We start from the raw sequence: 24,917 nt of genomic DNA, 5'->3' as shown, positions 1-24,917 counted from the left end.
CCGGAAACGAAAGTTTCCGGCCGCCTTTTCATGCTTCTATGTCCGCGGTATCGCTGTGGTAGCGCGATAGTCTCGGTTTGCTTAACTACACAGATTGCGCAGCTAGTGTTTTAATGTTTCGTGAGCAGCGTGCCCTTCGGGCTCAATCTGCAGGGTGCAATGTTCTATCTTGCGTGGGAAATGGGTTTTCATACATTCTTCTACCTGGTGTAACACTTCCAATGCATGACCATCTCGGTAGCACTCCTTGGCGATAATGATATGCGCTGATAAAAGCACCGTTTGGGAGTTTAATGGCCATACGTGCAGGTCATGAATTCCACTCACATGTTTTACCTGCAAAATATGGTTCCTGATCTCCGCGATCTTCAATTCGCTGGGAGTGCGCTCAAGCAGGATTGCGCCCGCGTCCTTTAACAATTTGTAGCCGCGCGGCAGCATGGCGCTGGCAATTAGCAAGGAGATTACGGCGTCTACCCGGGTAATGCCGCTAAGACGGGTGATAATGCCGCCGGCGATCACTCCGACAGAGGAAATTGCATCTACGGAAACCTCCAGAAATGCGGCTTTAATATTTAAATTGTCGCGATGGTGTCCTAGCATTACCAGCATTGATGCCAAATTGCCCAGTAAGCCGGCCACCGCCCAGGCAGCCATCTGAGTACCGTCAACTGCAGTGGGAGTAATTAGCCGAATAACTGCTTGGTATCCGATGATCGTACAGATGATTATGATCATCCCGGCCTGGATCCCGCCCGCGATTGCTTCTAGGCGGGCATAGCCGTAGGTGAGCTCGCCGCTAGCAGGGCGAGTCATCAAGGTAGCGGTAAAGGCAGCTAAGAATAGTCCTATGGAATCAATCGCCACGTGTCCGGTATCTGCTGCTAAAGCCAGGGAACCAGAAATGATAGAGCCAATTAACTGGGCAAGCAGTACCACTAAGGTGATACCAGCGGCAATTAGCAGACGCGTACGGGTAGATTCACTGGTAGAAGCATGTTGATGCACGGTGACGTCACCTCTTACTAAGGGGTACCTAAAGAAAAAACTTTTTGCTACCTCAACCACACCAAATCCAATAAAATTTGTCAACAGCCCTCCCAAATCTAAATGAAAGATGCAAGAATGATAAATATGTCGTCAAGTGATACTCCGGCGCTACGTGGATGGCGCCATTTATTTTCTGGTAAAGAACGAGAAGTTTACTATCCCGCGGGACAGTCGGCTCATGATTCCGACACCGTGATGATTCTGGCTACCGACCGTTTCAGTGCCTATGGTCAGGTCTTTCCTACTGAAATCCCCGGTAAAGGTATTGCTGTTACCCAACTGACTACCTGGTGGTTGGAACAGCTTGGGGATGCGATTCCCAATCATTTTCTATCTACTTCTTCGGTACCAGAGATGGCGGCCGGACGAGCGATGATTTGCCGTCGCCTCGATATGTATCCCTTGGAATGTCATGTGTCTGGTTATCTGGCAGGTGAAGCCTGGCGGGAGTATCAAGCGAAAGGCACTATCGGGGGTGCACGGATGCCGGCGGGTCTGCAACAAGATCAAAAGCTAGAGGAGCCAGTATTTAATCCGGTAGCAAAGACTCAGATGGGACGGCACGACAGTAACGTTTCTTGGGAAGCGCTACAGTCCTTAGTTGGCAGTGGACGCGTAGATCAAATTATCGAGTACTCGCTGGATTTGTACCAGCGAGCGGCCAAGATTGCTTGGGACTGCGGGATTATCTTAGGCTCCACCAAGTTCGAGTTTGGCTCCGCTCTTCCCTACGGTGGCGAGGCCGTGGTGTTAGGAGATGAGGTGCTCACCCCCGATTCTTCGCGTTTTTGGAATGCCGATAGCTATGAAGTTGGCAAGCGTAATCCCCGGCTAGATACCCAGATATTGCGAGATTGGGTCGATTCTGACGCGTGTCAGTGGCAACCCTATAAACGGCAAGAACCTCCGCAGATCCCCGCGGATGTGGTAAAGCAAACTTCTGACCGTTATCAAGAAATCTACGAGACGCTGACGGGACGAACTCTCAACGAATAAGCCGGCAAATTTTCCACAGGCAGTATCCACAGATATTGCTGCGATTTTACACCAGTTAACAACCCTGTGGATATTGCCTGTGGATATTTATTTTTTTACTAACCCAATAACCTGAAATGTCAAATTATTTCTAGTTAACCTCAGGTAAACCTTGAGGGTATGAGGGGTTTTGACTGGTAGAAACGGTATTGAAGCTACTAGCTGCAACAATGGCAAGATCCCAAGGTAGCCTGGGGATAACCAGTGACATAACTCCTAAAAAGTAGAATAATCACCAAGTCGTGGAGAGGTTTTCAACAGCGAATGTTTTCGGGAAGCAACTGGAGACTGCGACCGTGAGCAGGGGCTAAATGAAACTCTTAAGTAACTACTTGAGGGTTTGAGTCCCCTTTCAGATTAACGGTCAGCCTGGTTGTAGGTAAACCGGGTGGGGAACAATATAAAAAACTGCTGCCCGACAAATCGTTTTGCCGAGCAGCAGCCCAAAGAAAAAGCTTTTAGCAGCCTAAACTACTAAAACATCGAAGTGGCTAGCAGTTACTTGGTCTTCTTATTGGTGATTCCCAAGTAGACGCTAATCAAACCAACTGCGATCACGATTGCCACGATAAAACTAATAAAGCCGTGACCGTCGCCAATAACCTTGGCTAGGATCCAGTCAGACAGACCAGCGGAAACCATGCCGATGATGATGGTGATGATCATCCCCATGTTCTGCTTGCCCTTCATGAAGAAGCGCGCTAGAGCCCCAATAATGCCGCCAACAATAATCGAACCGATGATGCCCATTTTTGTCCCTCGTTATTTTCTTACTAGTTATAATGCTTACGCTTACTGTTTAACACCCCGGGACGGTATTGCGCAAAAGCGACTGCCAAGGAAATGCACAGTAAACCCACTATTTCCCCCCAATTTAGCAGGTGACGCAGGCCAATCATGCTGACCACCTGACTAATCGCCGGCATTAAGCATGCTAACAGCGAAAATATATCAGGGCCCAAACGGCGTAGCGCCACTTGCTCTAAGGGGAAACAGCGCAGTAGAAAGCACCCCCACGGCGATGCAACAAAGTAACACCCAATTACTTTGCCAACCGGCCGCAATCTCGGCCGAGCCGATTATCGTTACTCCTATGGTTTGATCCGCCTAGGGGTGTAAGTCTACAAATAGCGCGCGATGATCAGAGATTGGCATCTCGATAGTGTCCACCTGTGAAACTTGGCAGGTGGGGGGAGCAAATAGCTGGTCGATATGGAATCGGGGCTGATCTGCCGGGAAAGTGGGGGCACTCGCGAAAGTCAAATAGGGGTAAACGGTGCGCGAGACCTCCTGGCGCAGATTCATGTCGCCGACTAGTAGTGGGGTTGTTTTGCCGGCCAGGAGAGATAATCCCTGCCACGAGCGGATTAGTTGTCGTTTGGCGGTGTCTACCCCGAGATCGAGATGGGTGTCGCCCACTAGAAACTGTCCCTGCGGGGTAGTGATTTCGGCTCCAAGCAAGCTGCGGGTCTGCCCGCCATAAAACTTCCAGGTACGCGGATCCGGGCTGGAAATATTTATCCTGGGGGCGGCGGAACCGAGTTTGGCACTTACCCAGCGCCGCACCGGATGGGGGGTAAGCAGTCCTACCCCGTACCCTCCAAGCAACGGGCGATCGGCGCGGAAAGGATTACGCGATTTTCCGAGGGATTCGCTGGGTAGCGTTACCGGTAAGCGGAGCCCTAACAGAATCTGGCCAGCGAAAAAACTCAAAAATCGCTGCTGCCACTTCTTCCCAGAAACTTCGGTTAATGCATCCGCCAGGGCGCGGGTTTGGTCTACAAAACCGGAACGTGCCTGATAGAAATCGACTTCTTGCAGGCAAATGGCATCGGGGTGATAATCGCTAAACTGTTCCGCCAATACTTGCCAGTGATCTCGAGATTGAGCTTTTCCCGCTGGGGGAGTGCCATGTTGCAGATTTGCACTGATAATCCGCATATTATTCGGCCTGAAAATCTAGGCAGATTGAGTTAATGCAATAACGTTGTCCCGTAGGCATGTCAGGTGCGTCCTCAAAAACATGACCCAGGTGGCTTTGACAGTTAGCGCAACGCACCTCGGTTCTTTCCATGCCATGGGAAGAGTCTTGATGGTAGGTGACCGCGGCGTCCTCGGGTCGGAAAAATGCGGGCCAACCGCAGTGAGAATCAAACTTGGTATCGGAACGGAATAGCTCTGTCCCGCAGGCGCGGCAACGGTAGATGCCCGGACGCTTCTCATGCAGGTATTTACCGGTGCCGGGGCGTTCAGTACCTGCTTCGCGCAAAACATGGTATTCGCTGGCATCTAGGCGGGCTCGCCAATCAGTTTCACTTGCATGGCGGGGATTGAAATCACTCATAACTTATCCTTTCTAAAAATTATTCTCGCCCACCAATTTGCGAGCCAGACGATGAACTTCTTCATCGGACCGGTCGCGGCTTAGGTAGCGTACTTGCTGCGGTTGAATCCGGCGAGAAACCAAAGCCCAGGGAACTTCCTTCACCAACCACTGAATCAATTGTTCCCGCAGGTAACAGCGCAATACCCATAAATCGGAACTGTCGGCTGCCGACACTGAGATCCTAACTGTCTGACAGTCGACGGTCATATCGGATACTTCGACGCTGGCGCTGCGCCCATCCCAAAGCTCAGTTCCAGAAAGTAAGAGATCCACTTGTGCTCGAATAGAGTCAATGGGGGCAGAGTAGTCTAATTGCAATTCGACTACCCCTAACTGTTGGCTGTGTTTACGCGTCCAGTTTTCGAACTTTTGCTGGGTGAAATGGGTGGAAGGCACAATCATGCGCCGTTCATCGTAGAGGTTTAGCACCACGTAGGTGAGGGTGATTTCTTCTACCGTACCCAGCTCTTTTGTCCCGTCTAAACCGGGAACCTGAACTTTGTCGCCGACCCGGAGGGCATCTGAAAGCGCCATCTGCACCCCGGCAAAAACATTGGCCAGAGTTGACTGGGCAGCCAAAGTGGCCACGATCGAGGCTACCCCCGCCGAGGCTAGCATAGAACTCATTGCCACCTGGGCAGATGGGAAAGTTAGGATGGCGCTAGAAATCCCCACCACTACTACAACTGCTTGCAGTAGCCGGCGAATCACCTGTGCTTGGGTAAGCATTTTTGAACGGTTGCGTGAGGGTTTCTCGCGCTTAGCTTTAACCGCCACATCTTCAATCAAGTAGCAAATCCGCGTGGTCAAGAAAGTGAAAGCCAATATGACCGCGATTAGCAGTCCTTGGCTGAAGCGGCCAATGCCAGTCGAGCTGGAAATCTCTAGGCCGGAAGTAGTGTATTTCCAGCCAAGATAGGCTCCCAGGATCATCAGAGTCACAAAGAGGCTGCGGGTGGCGCGATTGAGTACCAGTTGAGTTAAGGGTTCGCGCTTAGCCAGCAGTTTTAAAATCCCAATAGTAATTAAAGCCAGGACAAAACCCGCTAGCACCCCCACGCCCATGCCCGCGAGACTAGTTAACCAGTCAAAAACTTGTTCGACGGTTTCATCTGACGAGGACGTGTCTAAAGGTTGCAGCTGCATATATCTAGATTACGTTTCACCGACGAAAAATGCAGTCATTAAACTCCTAGATTCAGCGGTGAATCTAAGTTGTGAGAGGCTTCATAGGCTAACGCTTTGCCTTTAGTTGCTCAATGCCGGTAAGCTTATTCAAGTCTGAGCCGAGGCCATTAGGCTAGGCCGCAAGGCCCCCATCGTCTAGAGGCCTAGGACACCGCCCTTTCACGGCGACGGCACGGGTTCGAATCCCGTTGGGGGTACGATCCGCCGAAAGGTGGAAGATAAATGAATATGGCCCAGTGGCGCAGTTGGTTAGCGCGCCGCCCTGTCACGGCGGAGGTCGCGGGTTCAAGTCCCGTCTGGGTCGCAGGTCTTATTAGGACCCCAGGCTCTGTAGCTCAGTTGGGAGAGCGTTCGACTGAAAATCGAAAGGTCACCGGATCGATGCCGGTCGGAGCCACCATTTTCGGTTATTTTCGCGCTACAGGTTTTAGCCAGAAAAGTGATCCCAACCTTGCTGATCATAGGGACTACCGTCAACTAACAGGTACGGGTTAAGCGAGTTCGCCAAATCCTGGTCAGTATTTTTCCTACCTCCAGTTCTGTTATCCGCATATTTGTCGGCCTTCGCGGGTAACACCTCACCGATAGCAGTAAAACCGGGAACCGCGAACCCGGCGGAAGCGCTGCACAGCAGGCCATGATCTTCGCCTCCCCCGAAGACCCAATCCCAACTGTTGGCGCCCAAGAAATCTGCTAAGCCCGCTAGGCGTTGGGCATATGCTTCTAAATGGGAGCGGGACAAATTAAGCACTACCCCAGAGGCGGCAGCTATTTTAGCGCCATCGCGACTAAGTCCATCAGACACATCCATCAGAGCGTGGGCTCCCGCGTCAGCTAACTTCGACGCGAGGTCGGCAGGTACCTGCGGCACCTGGTAGCAGGATAATGCCTCGATGGCGAGGGCACGCAGCTCCGTGGGTAGGGTAGGGGCAGCTATCGCCTCCTGGGGGCTCTGGAAGCGTTCTAGCAGTGCTAAACCGGCAGCAGACTTCCCCAGGTTACCCGCGAAATAAATTAGGTCACCGGATCGCGCGTTGCAACGCAATAGGGGAGGGCGGCCCTCTAAATCCCCAATCACCGTAACTGCTACCTGTAGGCACGGCCCCGAAGATAGATCCCCGCCCACCAGGGAATACCCGTAGCTTTCTAAGCCAGTAGCCAATCCGGCAGCGAGGGCGTTAATCTCGGTTTTACCCATATTCTTGGGGATGGTTACCGCGGCGACAGCGCTATGGGCACTCGCCCCCATAGCTGCAATATCGGCGGCGTTTTGGGCGGCGGCGCGCCGCCCGATTTGTTCCAGGCTCATCCAGTCGCGGCGAAAATGTACCCCTTCTACCAACACATCGGTGGAAATCACAGAGCGGGAATCGGGGTGAGTCAAAACCGCGCAATCATCTCCCGATCCCACCAGTACGCGGGAGTGCGAATGCAAATTGGAAGTAAAATCGGCGATTAAGCGATCTTCGGCAGTAATTGGAGTAGGGACTGCATCCTCTACAAATGGTGAAGGTTGCGAAGAAGACGGTTTTACCTGGGGAGCCTGGGCAGGATCGGAAATGCTCATAGCTGTTAGCTTACCTATTGCTGAAAGGTAGCCCCTACCCGGTTGCCATAACTATCTTTTCCTAACCGGCAACTTTGGGGTGGGGAAAGTCCAGCCCTATTTGATGGCGTTATCAAGCTGGGCTTTCCGGGTGAGCTGTTGCAAGAAGCGATCTTGCGTTTCCTCAAACAGATCCCGCCAGTAACCGCGCTGGGTAACCTGGCCATGCTTTAGTACTACTACCTGGCAATCGAGGGCAATCACATCTGTTAGGTCGTGGGTGACCTGGATAGTGGTAGCTCCCCCAATGCGTTCACGCAGTAATACTCGCAGCTGATCGGCTACTTCCACATCCAGGGAGGCCATCGGTTCATCCAATAGCACCACATCGGGTTCAATTGCCATGGCGCGAGCAATAGCTACCCGCTGCTTTTGCCCCCCGGAAAGCTGGTTGGGACGCCGCTTCTCCAAAGTTTGCATTCCTACTGCCGCCAGTTGAGCGCGGGCTAGTTTTTCTGCACGATCCGTCTCAATCCCCAGACAGCGCAGCCCAAAAACCACGTTTTTCAGCACGGACATATGAGGAAATAGGGCGGGATCTTGGGCGAGAAGCACGATCCGGGGCTGATTTCGGCTCCACTCAATGGAGCCAGAATCAGGTACTAGGGTGCCCGCTAGGAGAGAAATAATCGTAGACTTTCCGGCACCATTGGGGCCGAGCAGGGCAGTGGCAGAACCGGGGGCAAAATCTATATCTACATCTAGGTGCCGAACCGCGATTTTTGCATCTAAATGCACTCCGGGTCCGGCTTGTTTGTCTCGCTGTTTCTTGGACAAGCCACTGATCGCACCAAGTGTTCCGGTGCTTGCGCTTTGCTGGTGTTGTCCCATTAGGCGCGCATACCAATAGTCGGAAAGCACTTGGGTACCGCCCACCATCACAATCGCCAGGGCAATGATCATTAAGGATAAAGAAAGTGCCAAGTCAGTGTCAGTTTCTCGCTGTAAATAAACTTCCAGAGGCAAGGTGCGCGAGATAGCTTGCAGGGAACCGGCAAAAGTTATGGTCGCGCCGAATTCTCCCAGGCAACGAGAAAAGGCTAAGGCGGTTGCAGAAACGATCGCCGGTGCTGATAAGGGCAAAGTTACTTGCAGTAGGGTACGGGTGCGAGAAGCCCCTAATCCTCTAGCAGCAGCCTCGTATTGGAAACCACGAGTGCGCAGCGCCCCCTCAAGAGAGGTAATTAAAAAGGGCATAGCCACAAAAGTTTGGGCGATAACTACCGCAAGGGTGGTGAAACCGATCTGAATTCCTAATAGATCCAGTTTTGAACCTAAAATCCCCATGCGTCCCCAGGTAATCAGCAGTACCAAACCGGCGACTACCGGCGGTAATACCATGGGCAGAGTTACGATGGTGCGTACCAGGCGAGGAAAGAAACTGTTGCGTGCCTGCGAAAGCCAAAGCGCTAGGGGCACCCCAAAAACGATACACAGCCCGGTAGAAATCAGGCAGGTTTCTAAAGATAACCACAGGGCATCTTGGCTTTGGGTAGTGGCAAGGAGTTGGGGGATCTGCCCCCAGTGCACCCGCATTACTAAGGCGCCGAAAGGTATCAGCAGGAAAAGTAACGCTAAGGCGGCGGGACCGGCCAGCCAGGCTGGGGATCCCGCCGCTTGATTAGCTCCGAAAGACTTACGCAAGGGAGGCTTTAGCTCTTATCTTTTGACAGCGGAGCAGAGAAACCGTAGTTTTCGAGGATCTTTAGCCCCTCGTCAGATAGCACCGCCTCGATAAACTTCTTCGCGGCTTCCTGGTTCTTAGAATCCTTCACCAAAGAAATCGGGTAGGCGTTAACTACCTGCTCGATGCCTTCAACCTTGATAATCTCCACTTTGTCACCGGCAGCCAGGGCATCGGTGCGGTAAACCAGTCCCGCATCGGCCTCTCCGCTCTCCACTTTGCCGCGCACATCGGTAACTTTCTGTTCCTCAGATGCCGGCTTCAGGGTGACCCCCAGCTTTTCCTGCAGCTCTTTAGTGGCATTACCACAAGGGACACCCTCGGCGCACACCACTAGTTTCTTACCTTCCAAAGAAGCATCGAGCCCGGTGATCTTGGCGGGGTTCCCCTTAGGGACGATTAGTTCCAAAGTGTTCGAAGCGAAGGGTTTGACATCGCTAACTAGCTTCGCAGCGGTAGCTTTGTTCATGTTCTTTTCGTCAGCAGAAGCAAACACGTCCGCCGCTGCACCGTTCTTTAGCTGATCTACCAGGGTAGATGAACCTTCGAAGGAAAACTTTACTTCAATATTGGGATCTGACTTCTTTAGTACTTTCTCTACAACTTCCGGGAAAGCTTTATTTAATGAGGCCGCCGCGAACACCGTTAACTGGGTTTTTTCTGCCGAAACTTTGCTTTCTTCAGCTTTAGTGCCGCCGGAGGACGAGCAAGCTCCCAGCGCGAGGGCGAGCCCGGCTGCTAATGCGACCAGACGAAGTTTTTTCACAGTTTATCTCCTTCTGGAAGTTGTACCGAAACATTGGTGGCTTTTACCTGGGCGGTCGCTACCGAACCTATCTCTAGGTTGAGTTCCTCTACCGCTTCGGTAGAAACCAGGGATACTACCCGGTAGGGTCCGCATTGCAGGTCTACCTGGCTCATCACCTGGCCTTTCTTAAGAGCAACCACTAGCCCTTGGAAATGGTTACGGATCGATTCATTGGGATCGTCCCCCAGTTGGGTTCCGGCGGGACGCTCCTGCAGGAAACGAGCTACTGAGGCTCCGTCTACCCGCTTAGGGCCAGATCCGTTAACTGCTTTGATTAAATTTTCATCGAGCCAACGACGAATGGTGTCATCGCTGACCCCCAAAAGATTGGCGATAGTAGATATACGATAACTCGGCATTAAAATAGTGTATCGCAGAAACGGAAAAAATGCCTAAGAAATAGATATTATACGGGGATAATTAAAATAAAACTCCTGATAGAAAAAGTAGGTGCCGGTATTAAAAATGAAGTAAAACCGGCTGGTGTACGCGGAAAAATCTAATGATAAAACCATCGAGGGCGCCGGATAGCTCAAAAAGCGAACCGGCACCCTCGGCAAAGTGATCTGATTTAAGCCCCCTGTGCAGGCGCCCCGCCAGCGTCCTCACCACCGGCAGCGGTAGCCCGCACCGGAGTCCAACCCGGCTGTTCAGGGCTAGCAGCAGTGGCGGGGCGGCGGGAACGATAAACAATCGGCGGACGGGTAACATAACCCACCGGAGCGGAAAGGACGTGCACCAAGCGGGTGAAGGGCCATACTGCTAGCAATAGCAAACCGGCAATAATATGCAGTTTGAAGCTGAGCGGGACATTAGCCATTAGATCTACCCGAGGCTGCAGCATAAACAGGGATCGCAGCCACACCGAAATCGTTTTGCGGTAGTTGTAACCGCCATCAGCCCCAAAGAGCTGGTTGGCGGCAGTAGCTATCGCCCCCAACGTTAGGGGAATCGCCAAGAAAACATAGGCAACTAGGTCGCGGCCGGTAGTAGCGAAGCGCACCGAATGGTTAACGAAACGTCGCCACAACAAACCGATAAAACCCACTAGCGCCGCAATCCCGGCTACGGTACCCCCAACGGTGGCTAGCAGGTGATATTGATGTTGGGAAACCCCCATAGCTTCGGTCATCCAGTCGGGGATAAATAGCCCCATAAAATGCCCCAACAGCACGAATAGGATTCCGAAATGGAATAGGGGAGAAGCTAGTCGCAGAATTTTAGCTTCCCGCAGCTGTGAGGACTGGGAAGTCCATCCATACTGGTCTGAGCGGTAACGCCAAATGAGACCGCCAACTAGCAGCGTAATGCAAATATAGGGAAAAACTCCCCAAAACAACACGTCCATTACTTCACCCTTCGCTCGCGGTGTCTGATTGAACCGGGGCTAACTGCGGCCACGGCAAGTTATTACTGTCATCCAAGCCCACCAATTCGGTAGGCGGGCCTTGACGGATGAGGCGCTCCATGCGCTCGGTGGTTTCACCATCGGCTTCCCCCAATACCATGCGTAGGGCAGCCACTACTTTCTGCCAGGGAGAATCTAGAGACAGTAGGGCAGCGTGCAGTACTTCGATACCCTCGCGGCTAGCCGCGATTGCGCCCAGTACTAAAGCTAAATCTTCGCCCTCGCAGCGGGCAGCTAACTCTAAAACTCGTGGCAGATAGTCGGGTAGGGATTCGCGGTGAGGAGGCGCGAAACCTACGGCGTTAAATAAATCCGAGAACACCGTCAGCGCTATCCCGCGTTGCCGGGTATCTCCAGTGGCGTAATAGGTCAGCTCCAGGGAGCAGCGACGTTTGCGGTCAAAAGTATCCACGTAGTCCTCTTGCACCCCGCGTACCCCGCGCATCCGTGCCCAAGAACAAAACTCCCGCAGTTCCTGGCCAACCTCCGGGGGTAGTAGCTCAGCCTCTGCTTTTACCTGGGACAAGATCTCCTCAAAGTCATCGCCGGGGTAATCCAAGAGTAGTGCGCAAGCCATAAGGGCAGCCGAGCGCTGCTCCGGCGCAAGTGCCACCGCGTTTACCGGGGGCGCCTCCTGCCGGGTAGGGATAAAGGAAACCTTCGCGCTCACCGCGGTGCCCTCCCGATTTCCACCGGGACTTTACCCGCGGACGCGCCCTGACCTACTGGGCAAATATATTCGCTGGGGGTGCGGGCAGCCTCCGGATGAGTGGTGGGGATAACGTAGCGATCTTTATATTTAGCGATCGAGAGCAGGCGGTACATAGCTTTTACCTGTTCTTCGCTCATGCCCACCGCCGCGGGGATATCCGGATTCGGCTGATCGCCCAGATTAATATCGCGCATATAGGAACGCATGGCGGCCAAGCGCCGCAAGGAGCGTTCCACTGGTCGCGGATCCCCAGCAGCAAATAGGTCTGCTAGGTACTCCAGAGGAATACGCATAGTGGCGAGAGCGGTCAGCAGGATCTTATGGTTCTCCCCGTCGGCTCCCGAAGCGGTTACTGCCTCTACTACCGGAGATAGCGGGGGAATGTACCAGACCATCGGCAGGGTGCGGAACTCCGGATGCAGGGGCAACGCCAGAGAGTATTCCACAATCAGCTTATAGACCGGAGAGTTTTGGGCGGCGTCGATGAAGGACTCCGGAATTCCGCTTTGCCGCGCAGCCGCAATTACTTCCGGATCTGTGGGATCCAACATGACATCGCGCTGAGCCTGGTAGAGATCGGTTTCCTCCTTGACTGCCGCGGCTTGGCTGACCCGGTCAGCGTCATAGAGGATTACCCCCAAGTAGCGGAGTCTGCCTACGCAGGTTTCGGAGCAAACCGTGGGGTCACCGGCCTCAATCCGGGGATAGCAGAGGGTGCATTTTTCAGCTTTGCCGCTTTTATGGTTGAAGTAAACCTTCTTATAGGGGCAGCCGGAAACACACATCCGCCAGCCGCGACAGGCATCCTGGTCAACCAGGACAATCCCGTCCTCGCTGCGTTTATACATCGCTCCCGAGGGGCAGGCGGCTACGCAGGTGGGGTTCAAACAGTGGTTGCAAATCCGTGGCAGGTAGAACATAAACGAATTTTCAATATCCGTTTTTACCTGCTGGTTCATCTTTTTGAGGATGGGGTCATCCTGCATGGTTTCGGTAGATCCGGCCAGGTTGTCATCCCAGTTCGGTCCCCACTCGATGTTCTTTAGGGGCTTGCCGCTCATCTGGGAGCGTGCCTGCGCCACCGGTAGTGCTTTAGAACCTGCCGGAGCCGACAATAACTTGTCATAGTCGTAAGTCCAGGGCTCGTAATAGTCGTCTATCTGCGGCATATTGGGGTTGGCGAAAATTTTAGCCAGCTGCGCTAGTTTGCCACCCGATCGCGGAACTAACTTGCCGGAGGCGGTGCGCCGCCAGCCGCCCTTCCACTTTTCCTGGTCTTCCCAGGTGCGCGGATAACCGAGTCCGGGACGAGTCTCCACATTGTTGAACCACATATATTCAGTGCCGGTACGGTTAGTCCAGGCCTGCTTACAGGTCACCGAGCAAGTGTGGCAACCAATGCACTTGTCCAGGTTCATAACCATGACCACTTGGCTCATTACTTTCATGACTGGTCTCCTTTAGAGAAAATGCAAACTGCCACTGACATTTAGAACTCCACCTCCTGGCTGCTGCGGCGAATATAGGTGACTTCGTCGCGCTGGTTGCCGGTAGGACCGGTGTAGTTAAAGGCGTACGAGAACTGCCCATAGCCGCCCAACAGGTGAGTTGGCTTGATAAAGATGCGGGTCAGAGAGTTATGGGTGCCGCCGCGTTTACCGGTTGACTGGTTAAGCGGAGTGTGGGTAATCCGTTCCTGCGCGTGATGCATAAATACCGTTCCCTCCGGGATACGGTGGGACACAATCGCACGGGCGCTAACCACCCCGTTACGGTTATGGGCTTCAATCCATTCGTTATCGCGCACCCCAATCTTGGCGGCATCCTGCGGAGACATCCACACGGTTTGTCCGCCGCGTCCCAAAGTGAGCATATAGAGATTATCGAAATACTGGGAGTGGATCGCCCACTTGTTATGAGGAGTGAGGTAGCGGACTGCGACCTCAGCACTGGGGGTGCCATCCCCGCGCACCATGCCCGGCGCGGGTTCCCCAAACAGGTGATGTAAATCCAGCGGAGGACGATAGGTGGGCAGGGATTCCCCGTAGGCACACATCCAGTCGTGATCCAGATAGTAATGCATCCGGCCAGTGAGGGTGTGCCAGGGTTTCAGGTACTCTACGTTTTGGCTAAACGCGGTGTAACGCCGGCCTCCATGCTCACTGCCTGACCATTCGGGGGAAGTAACGACTGTCTTGGGAGCCTGTTGCACATCGGTCAAAGTGATCTGGTAATCAGCGTGTCCGCGAGACATTTCAGTCATATCTCCGGCCGCGCCCACCTTTTCGGTGAGGGTCTTAAAGCCTTGAGTAGCCAGGCGTCCATTGGTGGTGCCCGAGAACTTCAAAATGAACTCGGCGGCAATCTGATCGGTGTCTAGGCGCGGACGCGGGCCAATCGCAGTCTCGATTTCTCCAAACTGTTCGCGCATTTCCTGCAGCTCTTTGTCGGGAGTGAAAGGCACGCCCTTAGTGCCCATCCCCATTTTTTCGATAACCGGCCCTAGGGAGTTAAATTTCTCCCCGATCTTGGTGTAATCACGCTCAATCGGGATAATCTTTGGCATATTGACTCCCGGCACCCAGCCACATTCCTCGCGGGGAATCACTACCCCCGCGGGATTAGCCAGCTCATCCGGGCTGTCGTGGTTCAAAGGAGCCGCCAGGAGATCCAGTTGGGTGCCCAGGTGATTGCCGGCCATCTTGGAGACTAGCTGTGCTAAATCTTGGAACAGCTGAAAATCAGTGCGGGCTTGCCAAGGCGGCAAGATCGCCGCGTTAAAAGTATGCGCATAGGGGTGCATATCAGTACTGGACAGATCATGTTTCTCGTACCAGGTGGCGGCAGGAAGCACCACGTCAGAATGCAAAGTGGTGGAAGTGTTACGGAAATCCGCAGTAACTACCAAATCCAACTTACCTTTCGCGGCCTGCTCGCGCCAACGAACGTTACGAGGACGCTGGCTTTCTGGTACTTCCTCCGCCTGGACGTCATTATCGGCGCCGATCATGTGGCGTAAGAAGAACTCGGTTCCCTTGGCAGATGACCCCAGCAGGTTGGTGCGCCAATTAAAGAGGACGCGCGGGTAGTTGACCGGGTTATCCGGGTCTTTCGCCGCGAACTCTAGCTTTCCGGCAGCTAGTTGTGCGGCTACATAGTCGGCAGGTTTTTGCCCGGATGCTTGCGCTTGCCGCCCCAGCTCCAAAGAAGACCGGTTGAACTGCGGGTATGCCGGCATCCAGCCGCGTTCAGTAGCTTCTAGTAAAGAATCCGCAATGTTTTGCGTGGGAACCTTCGCCGCGCTCGCGGGAGAAGTTAAACGGTCAGTGCTCAGGGAGTCGTAACGCCACTGATCAGTGGTTAAATACCAAAAACCGGTGGAGATCATTTGCCGCGCCGGACGCTGCCAGTCGAGGGCGAAAGAGTATTGCGTCCATCCGGTAATCGGCCGCACCTTTTCCTGACCGACATAGTGCGCCCAGCCGCCACCGTTAACCCCCTGGGTGCCACACATCGAAGTCAGCGCCAAGATAGTGCGGTAAATCTGGTCAGAGTGGAAATAGTGGTTAGTACCGGCACCGAGAACGATCTGGCTGCGTCCTTTAGAATCGAGGGCATTTTGCGCGAACTCGCGGGCAATCCGGATAGTGGCGTTAGCCGGCACTCCAGTGATTTCTTCCGCCCAAGCGGGAGTCCCGGGGTTGGAGGAATCCTGGTAATCCTCACCCCACATACCCGGGAGACCGGCACGTTTGACTCCGTACTGCGCTAGCAAAATATCGTAAACCGTGGTCACCAGGTGTCCGTCAACCTTGCGGATCGGCACCCCCCGCTTAATTGTGCCTGCACCCACGGAGCCACCTTTGCTTTCCCCGGCCACCAGGTCAAAGCGCGGCAAGGTAATTTCAGCGGTTTCTCCGCCCTCTTGATATAGGCTGAGCTGGGCGTTTACCCCCTCCATCTTTAGGTTCCAATGCCCTTTACCTTCCGCAGTGAATCGGTCAGCCAAGGTGCCACCCGGATCCTTGACACTGCCGTCGGCATCCATCACCAGGAAACGGAACTCCGGTTTTGGTTTGTCTTTAGTTTCTGCCGGCAGACTAGACACATCAGCGACGCTTAAGAATTTGCCCGGCACTAGTCCTTCGGGGGTTTCTTCTAGTTTCACTAGGAAGGGAGAGTCGGTATAGCTACGCATATAGTCCAAGAAATAGGGAGACTGTTTACCCACGTGGAACTCGTTTAGAATCACGTGTCCCATCGCGGTCGCCAGCGCTCCATCGGTACCGGGATTAACCCGCAGCCATTCATCCGCGAACTTGGTGTTATCGGAATAGTCGGGGTTAATCGACACCATCTTTTGTCCGTGGTAACGCGCTTCCGTCATGAAGTGAGCATCCGGGGTACGGGTAAGCGGCAGGTTTGAACCCCAAACTAGCAGATAGGAAGAGTTAAACCAGTCTCCGGCCTCGGGAACATCGGTTTGATCTCCGAATACCTGGGGGCTGGCGACCGGAAGATCGGCATACCAGTCATAGAAGGATAGGTTTACCCCGCCGATTAGCTGCAGGTAGCGAGCACCGGCACCGAAAGAAACCATAGACATGGCGGGGAGCACCGAGAATCCGGCGATGCGGTCCGGTCCGTAGTCTTTAATGGTGGCCACATTGGCGGCGGCTACGATTTCTAGGGCTTCCTCCCAGCTGGTACGCACCATGCCCCCTTTGCCGCGCGCCGATTTGTAGGCGGCGGAGGCTACCGGATCGGAAGCGACTGCTCGGAAGGCCTCTACCGGGTCGGGGTGGGTTTGCTTCGCTTTGCGGTAGGCGTCTAGCAGCACCGACCGTACGTAGGGGTGACGGATCCGGGTGGGGGAATATTCGTACCAGGAGAACGCGGCGCCGCGCGGGCAGCCACGCGGCTCATAGTCGGGCATATCCGGGCCGGTAGAGGGGTAATCGACTGCCTGCGCCTCCCAGGTGATTAACCCGTCTTTTACAAATACTCGCCAGGAGCAAGAACCGGTACAGTTCACCCCGTGCGTCGAGCGCACCACTTTGTCATGGCTGAAACGTTGCCGGTAGAACGCATCCGCTTCGCGTCCTCCGACCAGGAACATTTGGCGAGCGTCCTGGCTTACCTGCCCACGCCTAAGCTTCGCACCTAGTTTTAATAACGAAGAAACAGCCATTTTATTTTCCTTTAACTATTGTGCTTACTAAGTTTTTCTCCCGAGGACGCGCCCGCGCCCTCGAAAATAAATGCCTATCCGGGGAAGGGTGCGTTCTTGCGGGCGTACTGCCACCAACAGAGCGCGGAACCGATAACGCAAAAGACGGTGCAACCGTAGAAGAAGACGGCCGGAGAAATCATGGTCAGTGCTACCGACACTACGAAGGGACCGAAGGATGCTACTGCGGCAGTGAATCCGATGGCGCCACCTGCTTGGCGAGCGGGCATAATCATCGGCATCTGTTTGAAGGTGCCGGCATTGCCCAGGCCAGCGAAGAAGAACATCACCAGCATGGCAATCAGGAAACCGTAAAAGTCGCTCATGCCGTGGGGATTACTTAGGTAGAAGCCGGCAATGGCCAGGGTAACTGCCATTCCCACTCCAGAAATGAAAGTCCAGATCGCTCCGCCCATTTTGTCGCAGAAAGGCCCCCAGGCCATGCGGACCACTGAACCGATCAGCGGCCCCAGGAAGGCGAAGGAAGCGCCGGCAACCGCCAGTTTCAGGGGGGACTCGGCGCCGTAATTGTCATTAATGAGCAGGCCGAATACTGCCGATAGCCCCGAAAACAGTCCGAAGGTCATCACATACAGCACCGTCATGTACCAGGTGTTGGCGTTAGTGAAGATGTCGAGCTGCTGGCGAATATTGGCTTTAATTGGTACGTCACGTAGCAGGGTGAATGACAAAATGGCAGCTACGATGCACCAAGGCACGAAGAAAATCGCGGCGTTAGATACCCAAATACTTGCCCCGTCCGCGGTCTGCTGGGGGCTCATCCAGGTGAGTCCGAACAGTGAGAATCCCATTAGCATCGGGCCGACCAGCTGAATGATTGACATCCCGAGGTTCCCGATTCCGGCTTGCAGCCCCAAAGCAGTCCCCGAGAGTCGCTTGGGGAAGAAGTAGCCGGTAGAGGGCATATATCCAGAGAAGGAACCACCCCCGATACCGCACATGAAAGCTAAAGTTAGTAGCCACCAGTAGGGAGTGTTCGGGTTCTGTACCGCGAAGAACCAGCCCAGCATGGGAATCATATAAAGGATTGACGACCAGCCCACCAGTTTGCGGGTACCCACGATCGGTGGCAAGAAAGTGTAAATCAAACGCAAAAACCCGCAGGACAGGCCAGGCATCGAGGTCAGCCAATAAAGCTGCGCCTTGGTAAGGTCAAATCCGATCTCGTTAAGTTTGGGGGCGATTGCGGAGACCAGAAACCAAACTGTGAACGCCAAGATTAGGGAATAGGTAGAAATCGCCAGGGTGCGCCAGGCAAGACCAGAGTTTCATTTATCTGGATTGTTCGGTTCCCAGTCGGTTAGTACGTATTTAGACTTCTTCGTAGCTTCCATACCTAAAAACTTCCTTTAATGCTGGGTAACCCCTGTAGCCTTTCAGATTTTTACCGCTATTTCCGTGTTATGATGCCTCGCGATAGTATGTGCAGGTTACAGCGATATAGTTTCCTATGATGGTGACCCGGTTTGTGGAAAAATAATCTGGTAATCGCAAGCTTGCATTTGCGTAATTAATAGGAGGGATTCGCCTTGTCAGTAGACCCGCATGCGCATTTAAAAGAGAAAAAACTGCAAAAATTACGCGGTCGTGCCGCAGGTGCGGTAATAACGGTTTCAGACCGTTGTAAAATCGGCGAACGTCCAGATAGGTCGGGGCCGTTAGCGCAAGAGCTGTTGAGTAAGTACGGAATCAATGCTGATCGAGTGCGGGTAGTGAGCGACGGAATCGAGTCGGTGCAAAGTGAAATTCGCGCGGCTATTGCCGAGGGCGCGCGAGTAGTAATTACTACCGGCGGTACGGGGATTACCGAACGCGACCTGACGCCGGAAGCAACTGCCCCCTTGTTGGAGGCACGTCTGGACGGGATTGCCTGGCAAATCTGCCAGCAGGGTCTAAAAGCCACTCCGCTCGCGTCACTTTCGCGCGGCCTGGTGGGAATCACTGCTCGTGGCGCCGCGGGCGCGATCGTAGCCAATGCGCCCGGCTCGCGAGGTGGAGTGCGCGACACCCTGAGCGTCCTCGGCCCGTTATTGCCCCACCTATTAGAGCAGCTAGATCCCGAAGCTTTCCCCCTGGATTAAATATTCGGGCGCGCCCCCAAAGGCGCGGGGAATAGTTTTTCCTCCCGCCCAAAAAATAGGAAAATGACCAAAGCATTTTCCTATTTTTACGCCCGCCTAGCCGACTCGGATAAAACTTCTCCCCGCGCAGCAGATGTCTTCAGTAACCGGAAAGGGAGAAACACGCTTAGCTTGCAGGGGTGGGCTTGTACCGAGGGATAACTAACCGTAGCGGGGGAGTAGATTGTTCCGAGCAGGCGCGGTGGGCATAAGAATTCGGAAAACGGCGCTACGTTTTCCGAATTCTTGGGCAGGAGGGACAATCTACTCCCCCGCTCGACTTGCCCCGGTGTCCTCGTCTAGCTAGCGGGAAATGCGTAGCAGCTCGGTTACCGGGGCGATATCTGCGGGAGTGTCCACGTCGCGGGCATAGTTAGGGGAAATCTCGCTAGTGGCAAAACCGATTTCACCTAGTAATCCCCGCACTGAACGGTTTAAAGGATTAGATCGCGCCATCTCCATGAGCGCCCTCACGGTAAACGCCCCCAGGACATATTGGGTAACCTCTCCAACTTGCCCTAAAAGAATTTTTTCTTTTCCCGGTTCCTCCTCATTCATCTCCTGGAGTTGCCTGCCCAGCTGCCGCAAAGCAAAACCGGAAAGTGGAGCATCAACCGGGCAAACCCCGATAATATCGGAGGGCGAAAACACGAACGAGTCAGCTAAACGGTGCCAGCCTGCAACTATCCCGGCTGCCGGTCCCGAACCGGGGGGCTCCTCCATAGTGAGGAAAACCTTTTCGGGAACCTCAAGCCCCTCGGGCGCCACCACCACGGTGGGAACCTTCGCCAAGAAAGACAGTGTCCAGCTGATAAGGCGATCCCCGGCAATCAGCAGATCAGGTTTACTGCGCCCACCCAGACGTTTTCCCGTCCCGCCTGCCAGCACAATCATCCCATTGAGATGCTGCGGTGAACTAGTCATGATTTACATCCCTCCCGGTAGCATCCTGCTCGCAGCTGGGGCGCACCCAAGTACCCGAGCGTCCGCCTCGTTTTTCCAGGACGTAACACTCGCGGATAGATACCATCTTGTCGACCCCTTTCACCATGTCAATCAGGTTTAAAGCGGCCACGGAAGCGGCGGTGAGTGCCTCCATTTCGATTCCGGTGCGGTCAGCAGTGCGGCAGGTAGCGAGGATCTCTACCCCTTCCTCCGCCAGGTGGAGATCCACCGCGCAATAATGCACCCCAATCGGGTGCGCTAAGGGAAGTAATAGCGGGGTACGTTTGGATGCCGCGATTCCGCCGATACGCGCCACCGCCAAAGCATCCCCTTTCGGGACTTCTCCGGCTCGCAAAGCCGCCATAATCTTCGGAGAGCACTGCACAAAAGCGCGTGCCCGCGCCTCGCGCACTGTGGGTTGCTTGCCGGTAATATCCACCATATGTGCCTGCCCAGACGCATTTAAGTGGGGTAAGTGCTGTGCCTCTTTGTCTTCCATAACTGCTCCTTCTTCTTTCCTGGCGCCCGGACTGCTCTCTGGTGCTATAAATGTCTCCCTAACAGGGCAACACATCTACCAGACTCCATTGCTCCACTTCGGTTACGTCCTCCGGGATGATTGCCAGCGCATTCGCCTGATGTAGCGAAGCCACAAAGTGCGAACGCGCCCCTAATCGGTGAGTCGGAGTAACCGTGGGGGTGTCTCCTACCCGCTCTGCCTCGGTCAAATGTACCGGCACGAACTGTCGTTTACCGGCAGGGGACTTCCAGGCCACCTTAGTAGTGGCGGCGCGAGTCTGCAGCGCCGCACGCCCCTGTTTACCAGCCAAAGCAGCCAAAACCGGGCGCACGAATACGTGGAAAGACACGAACACACTGACCGGATTGCCGGGTAAAGTCGCCACATAAACCTTAGCCCCATCAGGAGCCGGAATAGTGCCAAATCCCTGCGGTTTCCCTGGCTGCATCGCCACTTTGGTAAACGCTAAACCTCCCGATAAACCAACTTGTTTAACCACGTCATAGGCGCCAGCGCTCACTCCGCCAGTGGTGACAATCAAATCTGCGCCCTGGGCCGCTAGACTCAGGGTTTTCGCGAACACTTCCGGTTCATCATCGGAACTGTAAACCCCCGACACGACTACCTCTTGGCGGCGCAGCAACGCTTCTAGCAGCACCGAATTCGAGTCTGGGATTTGCGCTCCCTTTAGGCTCGCGCCTGCCGGACGCAGCTCCAATCCGGTAGAGATTACGGCTACTCGCGGGCGGCGATACACCGGTAACTCTGAATAACCAATCGAAACCGCAGAAGAAAGTGCCGCGGGAGTAAGGACTGTTCCTGCCGTTAGTACCAGGTCACCCACGGCGGCGTCCTCGCCTGCTTTACGCACATTGGCTCCCGCACGCGGGCAACGCTCAATCGTGACCTCTTTAGGCAGGTCAAGTGGGCCAGGCGGCAGGGTAGTGTCCTCCACTTTAATCACGGTATCGGCACCGGCAGGCATCCGCGCCCCAGTCATAATCCGGATAGCATGCCCGGGAGTGAGCTGGTAATCCCCGTTATCGCCAGCGGCAATATCGGCCTCGACTGGCAGGGTTAAAGGCAAGGATTTTTGCGCCCCATCATCCCCGGGTGCGCTGGGCAATTCGGCTGGCCTGGGCGCACCGGCAGGCACCGGCTCTGCGGGTATTTCTGTTTGGGTAGCCGCCGGGATAGGCGTATTTTCGAGGACGTTAGGCAGATCGCCAGAACGTACCGCAAACCCATCCATCGCGGAATTAGTAAAAGGCGGAACCGGGAAACGGGCAAAAACATCTTCCGCCAAGGTAGCACCCAAAGCCTCCGCAACTGGCATCACCGTAGGTGGAAGCGAATTTACCTGGGCTAATACTTGATTCAGGTACTCATCTACCGGTTTCATGATTATTTATCCTTTCCGGATACCGTTGCTGGCTTTGGGGATCCGTTCCCAAAATGCACCACATTCCACTTTCCACTGGCGGCATCGACGATTAAGAGTTTTCCAATCAGTGGTTCGCCTACTCCCACGATCATTTTGATAGCTTCAGTTGCCAGAATCGATCCGGCCTGCCCGCAAACCGCTCCCAGCACGCCATTTACCCGAGAAGTGGGGGTAGTTCCCGCGGGTGGAGGCGCCGGATACAGGTCCCGCAAAGTGAGTCCCTCCGCGAATACTGAAATCTGAAAATTCATCGCTACCAAAGTTCCCCACAGGTGCGGGCGCCCCACCTCGGCGCAAGTATCCGCAAGCAAATATTTAGCGGAAAAATTATCAGTCGCATCAATCACCAAGTCATAAGCGCCGATAATACTGCGGGCATTGTCAGCAGTGATCTTCGGTTCCAATTGCACTCGCACATTCGGATTCAAAGCATGGACAGTAGCCGCAGCTGACACCGATTTTATTTGCCCCAAGCTAGAAGCGGGATGGATTACTTGGCGTTGCAGATTTGATTGTTCGACTCGATCGGGATCAGAAATACCCAAGGTGCCGACCCCGGCGGCACTCAAATAGGCCAGGGCAGGCGAACCTAAACCACCCGCTCCTACCACTAAAACCCGCGCGGCCTGTAGAAAATCAATTCCGCGTTCGCCGATCCCGTCCACGGTGGCGGTGAGGCGATCCCGCTCAAAAACCATGCGCGTCCTTTCCCGTAGCTACTGCCTTATACAATACCGGTAGAGTGCTTCAGGAGGGCGGCAGATGCTATTCGATGTAAAAATGACCGAAGAATCCCTGGCAGATCTGAGTTCATCTATGGGGGTAGCGGGTATTCCGGCCACTAGTGGCGCGCGCGTAGTCTTTAACGGCTGCGTCCGTAACCACGATGGCGGTCAAGGAGTTACCCACCTGATTTATTCTGCCCATCCGGAGGCCGAAAAGTTTCTGGTTAAAGCCGTCCGGGACGCGATCCAGATTGCTCTTTCCGAGGGCGAGGACGCGGTATCTGTCGAGGGTACTGGCGGTAGCGCTGAGAGTTTGGATGCAGTTTTTGTGCGTCACCGGATCGGGCGCTTAGAGATCGGAGAAACCGCCCTGCTAGTGGTAGTTGATGCCCCGCACCGCGCCGCCGCCTTCAACGTGAGCGCCGAAATCGTTGACCAGATCAAGGCGCAGGTGCCGATTTGGAAGGATCAATACTTCTCCAATGGAAGTAACCACTGGTCAAACTGTCCCTGAGTTCCGGGTCTGGCTCGGTAAAAGCACTCCGGGGACCCCGTGAGCTTCGCAAGGCTCAGCTCAAGCCCCTCTCGTATCTTTTACCGGCCGCGACCCTAATGTGGGGACAGGTTGACCAGTCTCGAAAAAAGAATTGGTTGTAAATCGGTGAGCTGGTGCGTATCCGAATCCTGGGAATGTGATTTTCTGTTTGTCCTGAGGCACAAATCCGCCCGGGCGCTAGCGCTGTTAGCGCAGCTTTTATGGCTTAACCCAGAGTTCCGGATGGTTAAGGAAGCGCTCGAATCCCAGCAGGCAAGCTCCCTGTGCGGCGGTGAAAGCTCCATGCTGTCCCGGTTTTACGGTTATGCTGGACCACCTGGAGGACAGTAACCGGTATTTCAGCTCCGACATGAGGATTACTTCCATATAGTCAAATAGCTGGGAGAAGTGACCACCCATGACCACAGTGTTTAAATCCAAAAGATTTAATACGTTAGCGATAGTGGTTCCCAGGGATTTCGCGCATAAATCAACAGTCTTTCGAGCTTGAGTGTTTCCCCTAACCATCTGCTCGATTAGGGGATCTACCGACTCATCCAAGGGGAGATTCGCGCGAGTAAACATCGCGTCTAATCCGGCATATTGTTCTAAGCAGCCATTGGAACCGCAACTACACTTCGGTCCACTGGTATCTACGCACATATGACCGATTTCTCCTGCCCATCCGTGCTGTCCGTAAAATAAACGACCTTCATATATCAATGCAGCACCTACCCCTACACCAGCCGATAAATACAGAAAATCGGAGGTATCGCCAATTTGGCCAGGATTTTTATACAGCACTGAATACGCGGAAGCATCCGCCTCATTTACCACTGTTAGCGGGGTAGCAGCATATTTGTGGGAGGTAAAGAAATCTGTAATTTCAATGTCAATCCAGCCCAAGTTTGGCGCGGTTACAATTCGATGTTTAGCGTCTGAAACTAAACCCGGGATAGCCATTATTATTGAAGCAATACGAACTTCTGTGGGTGCTTTCCACTCTTCTAGCATCTGCACACAGCGCCCTAGTATTACTTTTGGATCAGATAATCGAGCATTAATCGGTTGTGAAACTTTATAGAGTTCCGTGCCAGACAAATCTGTAACCACTAAGGAAATATATTGCAAGGCAACTTCAATACCCACAACGCAAAAAGTGCCACTTTTAGCAACCAATGGTGCAGATGGTCTCCCGATTGTGGTGCGAACCGGATCGAGTTCAGTAAGAATGTCTAAACCAATTAACTCATCTACTAGACGAGAGACCGTGGCCCGAGTTAATCCTGTCCTTTGTGCGACCTGCGCTCGTGATACGAATCTGTCTGCCCCCAAAACATTTTCCAGAATAAGAAGCAGATTTTCTTTTCTGATTGTTTGAGCGTTTTTCCCAGGTCTCATTTATCACTCCTTGAAGTAGAGCATAGGAAAAATGCCACCGAACTGGCAATACTTTGCTTCACAGCTATATTTATTCTGCCAGTTCGGTGGGGATTGATA

Annotated in this window: 22 protein-coding genes, 3 tRNA genes and 1 pseudogene; 6 read left to right on the top strand and 20 right to left on the bottom strand. The window is 53.9% G+C overall.

Annotated elements, in window-relative coordinates; all coding sequences use genetic code 11:
- Nucleotides 1-102: 102 nt before the first annotated feature.
- Nucleotides 103-1,008: a cation diffusion facilitator family transporter gene (locus L0M99_RS04980; protein WP_238127952.1), complete on the bottom strand. Its 906-nt coding sequence runs from the start codon at nt 1,006-1,008 to the stop codon at nt 103-105.
- Between the two features lie 126 nt (nt 1,009-1,134).
- Between L0M99_RS04980 and L0M99_RS04975 the strand changes: the two genes are divergently transcribed.
- The gene (locus tag L0M99_RS04975) at nt 1,135-2,046 is read left to right on the top strand and encodes a phosphoribosylaminoimidazolesuccinocarboxamide synthase (RefSeq protein ID WP_238127951.1); all 912 of its coding nucleotides are present in this window, start codon (nt 1,135-1,137) and stop codon (nt 2,044-2,046) included.
- A 537-nt stretch (nt 2,047-2,583) separates the two neighbouring features.
- On the opposite strand, the gene L0M99_RS04970 is transcribed toward L0M99_RS04975, so the two are convergent.
- From L0M99_RS04970 to L0M99_RS04950, 5 genes are all read right to left on the bottom strand, one after another.
- Nucleotides 2,584-2,835 carry a hypothetical protein gene (locus tag L0M99_RS04970; RefSeq protein ID WP_024059941.1) on the bottom strand — a complete coding sequence of 84 codons (252 nt, stop codon included), beginning with the start codon at nt 2,833-2,835 and terminating at the stop codon, nt 2,584-2,586.
- 23 nt (nt 2,836-2,858) lie between these two features.
- On the bottom strand, nt 2,859-3,011 hold the full coding sequence (locus L0M99_RS04965) for a hypothetical protein (protein WP_238127950.1): 153 nt from the start codon (nt 3,009-3,011) through the stop codon (nt 2,859-2,861).
- Nucleotides 3,012-3,192: 181 nt separating this feature from the next.
- Complete coding sequence (locus tag L0M99_RS04960; RefSeq protein ID WP_238127949.1) at nt 3,193-4,026, bottom strand: endonuclease/exonuclease/phosphatase family protein; 834 nt, start codon at nt 4,024-4,026, stop codon at nt 3,193-3,195.
- A gap of 1 nt (nt 4,027) precedes the next feature.
- The gene (gene msrB, locus L0M99_RS04955; protein ID WP_024059938.1) at nt 4,028-4,429 is read right to left on the bottom strand and encodes a peptide-methionine (R)-S-oxide reductase MsrB; all 402 of its coding nucleotides are present in this window, start codon (nt 4,427-4,429) and stop codon (nt 4,028-4,030) included.
- 12 nt (nt 4,430-4,441) lie between these two features.
- Nucleotides 4,442-5,617, bottom strand: a complete 1,176-nt coding sequence (locus L0M99_RS04950) for a mechanosensitive ion channel family protein (RefSeq protein WP_024059937.1) — start codon at nt 5,615-5,617, stop codon at nt 4,442-4,444.
- A 166-nt stretch (nt 5,618-5,783) separates the two neighbouring features.
- Between L0M99_RS04950 and L0M99_RS04945 the strand changes: the two genes are divergently transcribed.
- From L0M99_RS04945 to L0M99_RS04935, 3 genes are all read left to right on the top strand, one after another.
- Nucleotides 5,784-5,856 (top strand) — tRNA-Glu (locus tag L0M99_RS04945).
- Nucleotides 5,857-5,889: 33 nt separating this feature from the next.
- Nucleotides 5,890-5,963: transfer RNA gene (locus L0M99_RS04940), tRNA-Asp, on the top strand.
- A gap of 20 nt (nt 5,964-5,983) precedes the next feature.
- Nucleotides 5,984-6,059, top strand: a tRNA-Phe gene (locus tag L0M99_RS04935).
- A gap of 27 nt (nt 6,060-6,086) precedes the next feature.
- On the opposite strand, the gene thiL is transcribed toward L0M99_RS04935, so the two are convergent.
- The 9 genes and pseudogenes from thiL to L0M99_RS04890 all read right to left on the bottom strand — a co-directional run bounded on the left by thiL (nt 6,087) and on the right by L0M99_RS04890 (nt 18,462).
- The gene (thiL, locus tag L0M99_RS04930; RefSeq protein WP_238127947.1) at nt 6,087-7,226 is read right to left on the bottom strand and encodes a thiamine-phosphate kinase; all 1,140 of its coding nucleotides are present in this window, start codon (nt 7,224-7,226) and stop codon (nt 6,087-6,089) included.
- 96 nt (nt 7,227-7,322) lie between these two features.
- Entirely contained in the window at nt 7,323-8,909 is a 1,587-nt protein-coding gene (locus tag L0M99_RS04925) for an ABC transporter permease (RefSeq protein WP_238127946.1), read from the bottom strand.
- Nucleotides 8,910-8,917: 8 nt separating this feature from the next.
- Entirely contained in the window at nt 8,918-9,715 is a 798-nt protein-coding gene (gene modA, locus L0M99_RS04920) for a molybdate ABC transporter substrate-binding protein (RefSeq protein WP_238127945.1), read from the bottom strand.
- On the bottom strand, nt 9,712-10,116 hold the full coding sequence (locus tag L0M99_RS04915) for a TOBE domain-containing protein (protein WP_238127944.1): 405 nt from the start codon (nt 10,114-10,116) through the stop codon (nt 9,712-9,714). The genes modA and L0M99_RS04915 overlap by 4 nt, the downstream gene beginning before the upstream one ends.
- 212 nt (nt 10,117-10,328) lie before the next feature.
- Nucleotides 10,329-11,105, bottom strand: coding sequence for a respiratory nitrate reductase subunit gamma (gene narI / locus L0M99_RS04910; RefSeq protein ID WP_238127943.1), 777 nt, complete (start codon nt 11,103-11,105; stop codon nt 10,329-10,331).
- A 4-nt stretch (nt 11,106-11,109) separates the two neighbouring features.
- Nucleotides 11,110-11,835 carry a nitrate reductase molybdenum cofactor assembly chaperone gene (gene narJ / locus L0M99_RS04905; RefSeq protein ID WP_238127942.1) on the bottom strand — a complete coding sequence of 242 codons (726 nt, stop codon included), beginning with the start codon at nt 11,833-11,835 and terminating at the stop codon, nt 11,110-11,112.
- On the bottom strand, nt 11,832-13,325 hold the full coding sequence (gene narH / locus L0M99_RS04900) for a nitrate reductase subunit beta (RefSeq protein WP_238127941.1): 1,494 nt from the start codon (nt 13,323-13,325) through the stop codon (nt 11,832-11,834). The genes narJ and narH overlap by 4 nt, the downstream gene beginning before the upstream one ends.
- 41 nt (nt 13,326-13,366) lie before the next feature.
- On the bottom strand, nt 13,367-17,068 hold the full coding sequence (locus L0M99_RS04895) for a nitrate reductase subunit alpha (RefSeq protein ID WP_238127940.1): 3,702 nt from the start codon (nt 17,066-17,068) through the stop codon (nt 13,367-13,369).
- Nucleotides 17,069-17,142: 74 nt separating this feature from the next.
- Nucleotides 17,143-18,462, bottom strand: a pseudogene (locus L0M99_RS04890) (nitrate/nitrite transporter).
- Nucleotides 18,463-18,657: 195 nt separating this feature from the next.
- Here L0M99_RS04890 and L0M99_RS04885 point away from each other — a divergent pair.
- Nucleotides 18,658-19,209 carry a MogA/MoaB family molybdenum cofactor biosynthesis protein gene (locus L0M99_RS04885; RefSeq protein WP_425304305.1) on the top strand — a complete coding sequence of 184 codons (552 nt, stop codon included), beginning with the start codon at nt 18,658-18,660 and terminating at the stop codon, nt 19,207-19,209.
- Nucleotides 19,210-19,551: 342 nt separating this feature from the next.
- Here the strand turns inward: L0M99_RS04885 and mobA are convergent, their stop codons facing one another.
- The 4 genes from mobA to L0M99_RS04865 are packed head-to-tail and all read right to left on the bottom strand — an operon-like array spanning nt 19,552 to nt 22,855.
- Entirely contained in the window at nt 19,552-20,172 is a 621-nt protein-coding gene (gene mobA / locus L0M99_RS04880) for a molybdenum cofactor guanylyltransferase (protein WP_024059925.1), read from the bottom strand.
- Nucleotides 20,165-20,692 (bottom strand): cyclic pyranopterin monophosphate synthase MoaC, encoded by a 528-nt coding sequence (gene moaC / locus L0M99_RS04875; protein ID WP_024059924.1) that lies wholly within the window; start codon nt 20,690-20,692, stop codon nt 20,165-20,167. Before moaC ends, mobA begins: the two co-directional genes overlap by 8 nt.
- 58 nt (nt 20,693-20,750) lie before the next feature.
- Complete coding sequence (gene glp, locus L0M99_RS04870) at nt 20,751-22,115, bottom strand: gephyrin-like molybdotransferase Glp (RefSeq protein ID WP_238127939.1); 1,365 nt, start codon at nt 22,113-22,115, stop codon at nt 20,751-20,753.
- A gap of 2 nt (nt 22,116-22,117) precedes the next feature.
- Nucleotides 22,118-22,855 (bottom strand): HesA/MoeB/ThiF family protein, encoded by a 738-nt coding sequence (locus tag L0M99_RS04865; protein WP_024059921.1) that lies wholly within the window; start codon nt 22,853-22,855, stop codon nt 22,118-22,120.
- A 64-nt stretch (nt 22,856-22,919) separates the two neighbouring features.
- Between L0M99_RS04865 and L0M99_RS04860 the strand changes: the two genes are divergently transcribed.
- Nucleotides 22,920-23,396: a molybdenum cofactor biosynthesis protein MoaE gene (locus tag L0M99_RS04860; protein ID WP_024059920.1), complete on the top strand. Its 477-nt coding sequence runs from the start codon at nt 22,920-22,922 to the stop codon at nt 23,394-23,396.
- A gap of 240 nt (nt 23,397-23,636) precedes the next feature.
- Here L0M99_RS04860 and L0M99_RS04855 read toward each other — a convergent pair whose 3' ends face one another.
- Nucleotides 23,637-24,818 carry an ROK family protein gene (locus L0M99_RS04855; RefSeq protein WP_238127938.1) on the bottom strand — a complete coding sequence of 394 codons (1,182 nt, stop codon included), beginning with the start codon at nt 24,816-24,818 and terminating at the stop codon, nt 23,637-23,639.
- Nucleotides 24,819-24,917 lie beyond the last annotated feature (99 nt).

The sequence above is a fragment of the Varibaculum cambriense genome, from assembly GCF_022133705.1.
GTDB classification, from domain to species: Bacteria; Actinomycetota; Actinomycetes; order Actinomycetales; family Actinomycetaceae; genus Varibaculum; species Varibaculum cambriense_A.
The sequence above is the reverse complement of the archived record's forward strand: the minus strand, read 5'-3'. Positions and strand labels throughout refer to the sequence as shown.

Coding starts and splice junctions, on each gene's coding strand:
- L0M99_RS04865 (WP_024059921.1), bottom strand. CDS start 22,855: ATGGTTTTTGAGCGGGATCGCCTCACCGCCACCGTGGACGGGATCGGC.
- L0M99_RS04970 (WP_024059941.1), bottom strand. CDS start 2,835: ATGGGCATCATCGGTTCGATTATTGTTGGCGGCATTATTGGGGCTCTA.
- L0M99_RS04860 (WP_024059920.1), top strand. CDS start 22,920: ATGCTATTCGATGTAAAAATGACCGAAGAATCCCTGGCAGATCTGAGT.
- L0M99_RS04960 (WP_238127949.1), bottom strand. CDS start 4,026: ATGCGGATTATCAGTGCAAATCTGCAACATGGCACTCCCCCAGCGGGA.
- L0M99_RS04915 (WP_238127944.1), bottom strand. CDS start 10,116: ATGCCGAGTTATCGTATATCTACTATCGCCAATCTTTTGGGGGTCAGC.
- thiL (WP_238127947.1), bottom strand. CDS start 7,226: ATGAGCATTTCCGATCCTGCCCAGGCTCCCCAGGTAAAACCGTCTTCT.
- L0M99_RS04965 (WP_238127950.1), bottom strand. CDS start 3,011: ATGCCGGCGATTAGTCAGGTGGTCAGCATGATTGGCCTGCGTCACCTG.
- glp (WP_238127939.1), bottom strand. CDS start 22,115: ATGAAACCGGTAGATGAGTACCTGAATCAAGTATTAGCCCAGGTAAAT.
- mobA (WP_024059925.1), bottom strand. CDS start 20,172: ATGACTAGTTCACCGCAGCATCTCAATGGGATGATTGTGCTGGCAGGC.
- msrB (WP_024059938.1), bottom strand. CDS start 4,429: ATGAGTGATTTCAATCCCCGCCATGCAAGTGAAACTGATTGGCGAGCC.
- moaC (WP_024059924.1), bottom strand. CDS start 20,692: ATGGAAGACAAAGAGGCACAGCACTTACCCCACTTAAATGCGTCTGGG.
- L0M99_RS04895 (WP_238127940.1), bottom strand. CDS start 17,068: ATGGCTGTTTCTTCGTTATTAAAACTAGGTGCGAAGCTTAGGCGTGGG.
- L0M99_RS04855 (WP_238127938.1), bottom strand. CDS start 24,818: ATGAGACCTGGGAAAAACGCTCAAACAATCAGAAAAGAAAATCTGCTT.
- narI (WP_238127943.1), bottom strand. CDS start 11,105: ATGGACGTGTTGTTTTGGGGAGTTTTTCCCTATATTTGCATTACGCTG.
- narH (WP_238127941.1), bottom strand. CDS start 13,325: ATGAAAGTAATGAGCCAAGTGGTCATGGTTATGAACCTGGACAAGTGC.
- L0M99_RS04975 (WP_238127951.1), top strand. CDS start 1,135: ATGTCGTCAAGTGATACTCCGGCGCTACGTGGATGGCGCCATTTATTT.
- L0M99_RS04950 (WP_024059937.1), bottom strand. CDS start 5,617: ATGCAGCTGCAACCTTTAGACACGTCCTCGTCAGATGAAACCGTCGAA.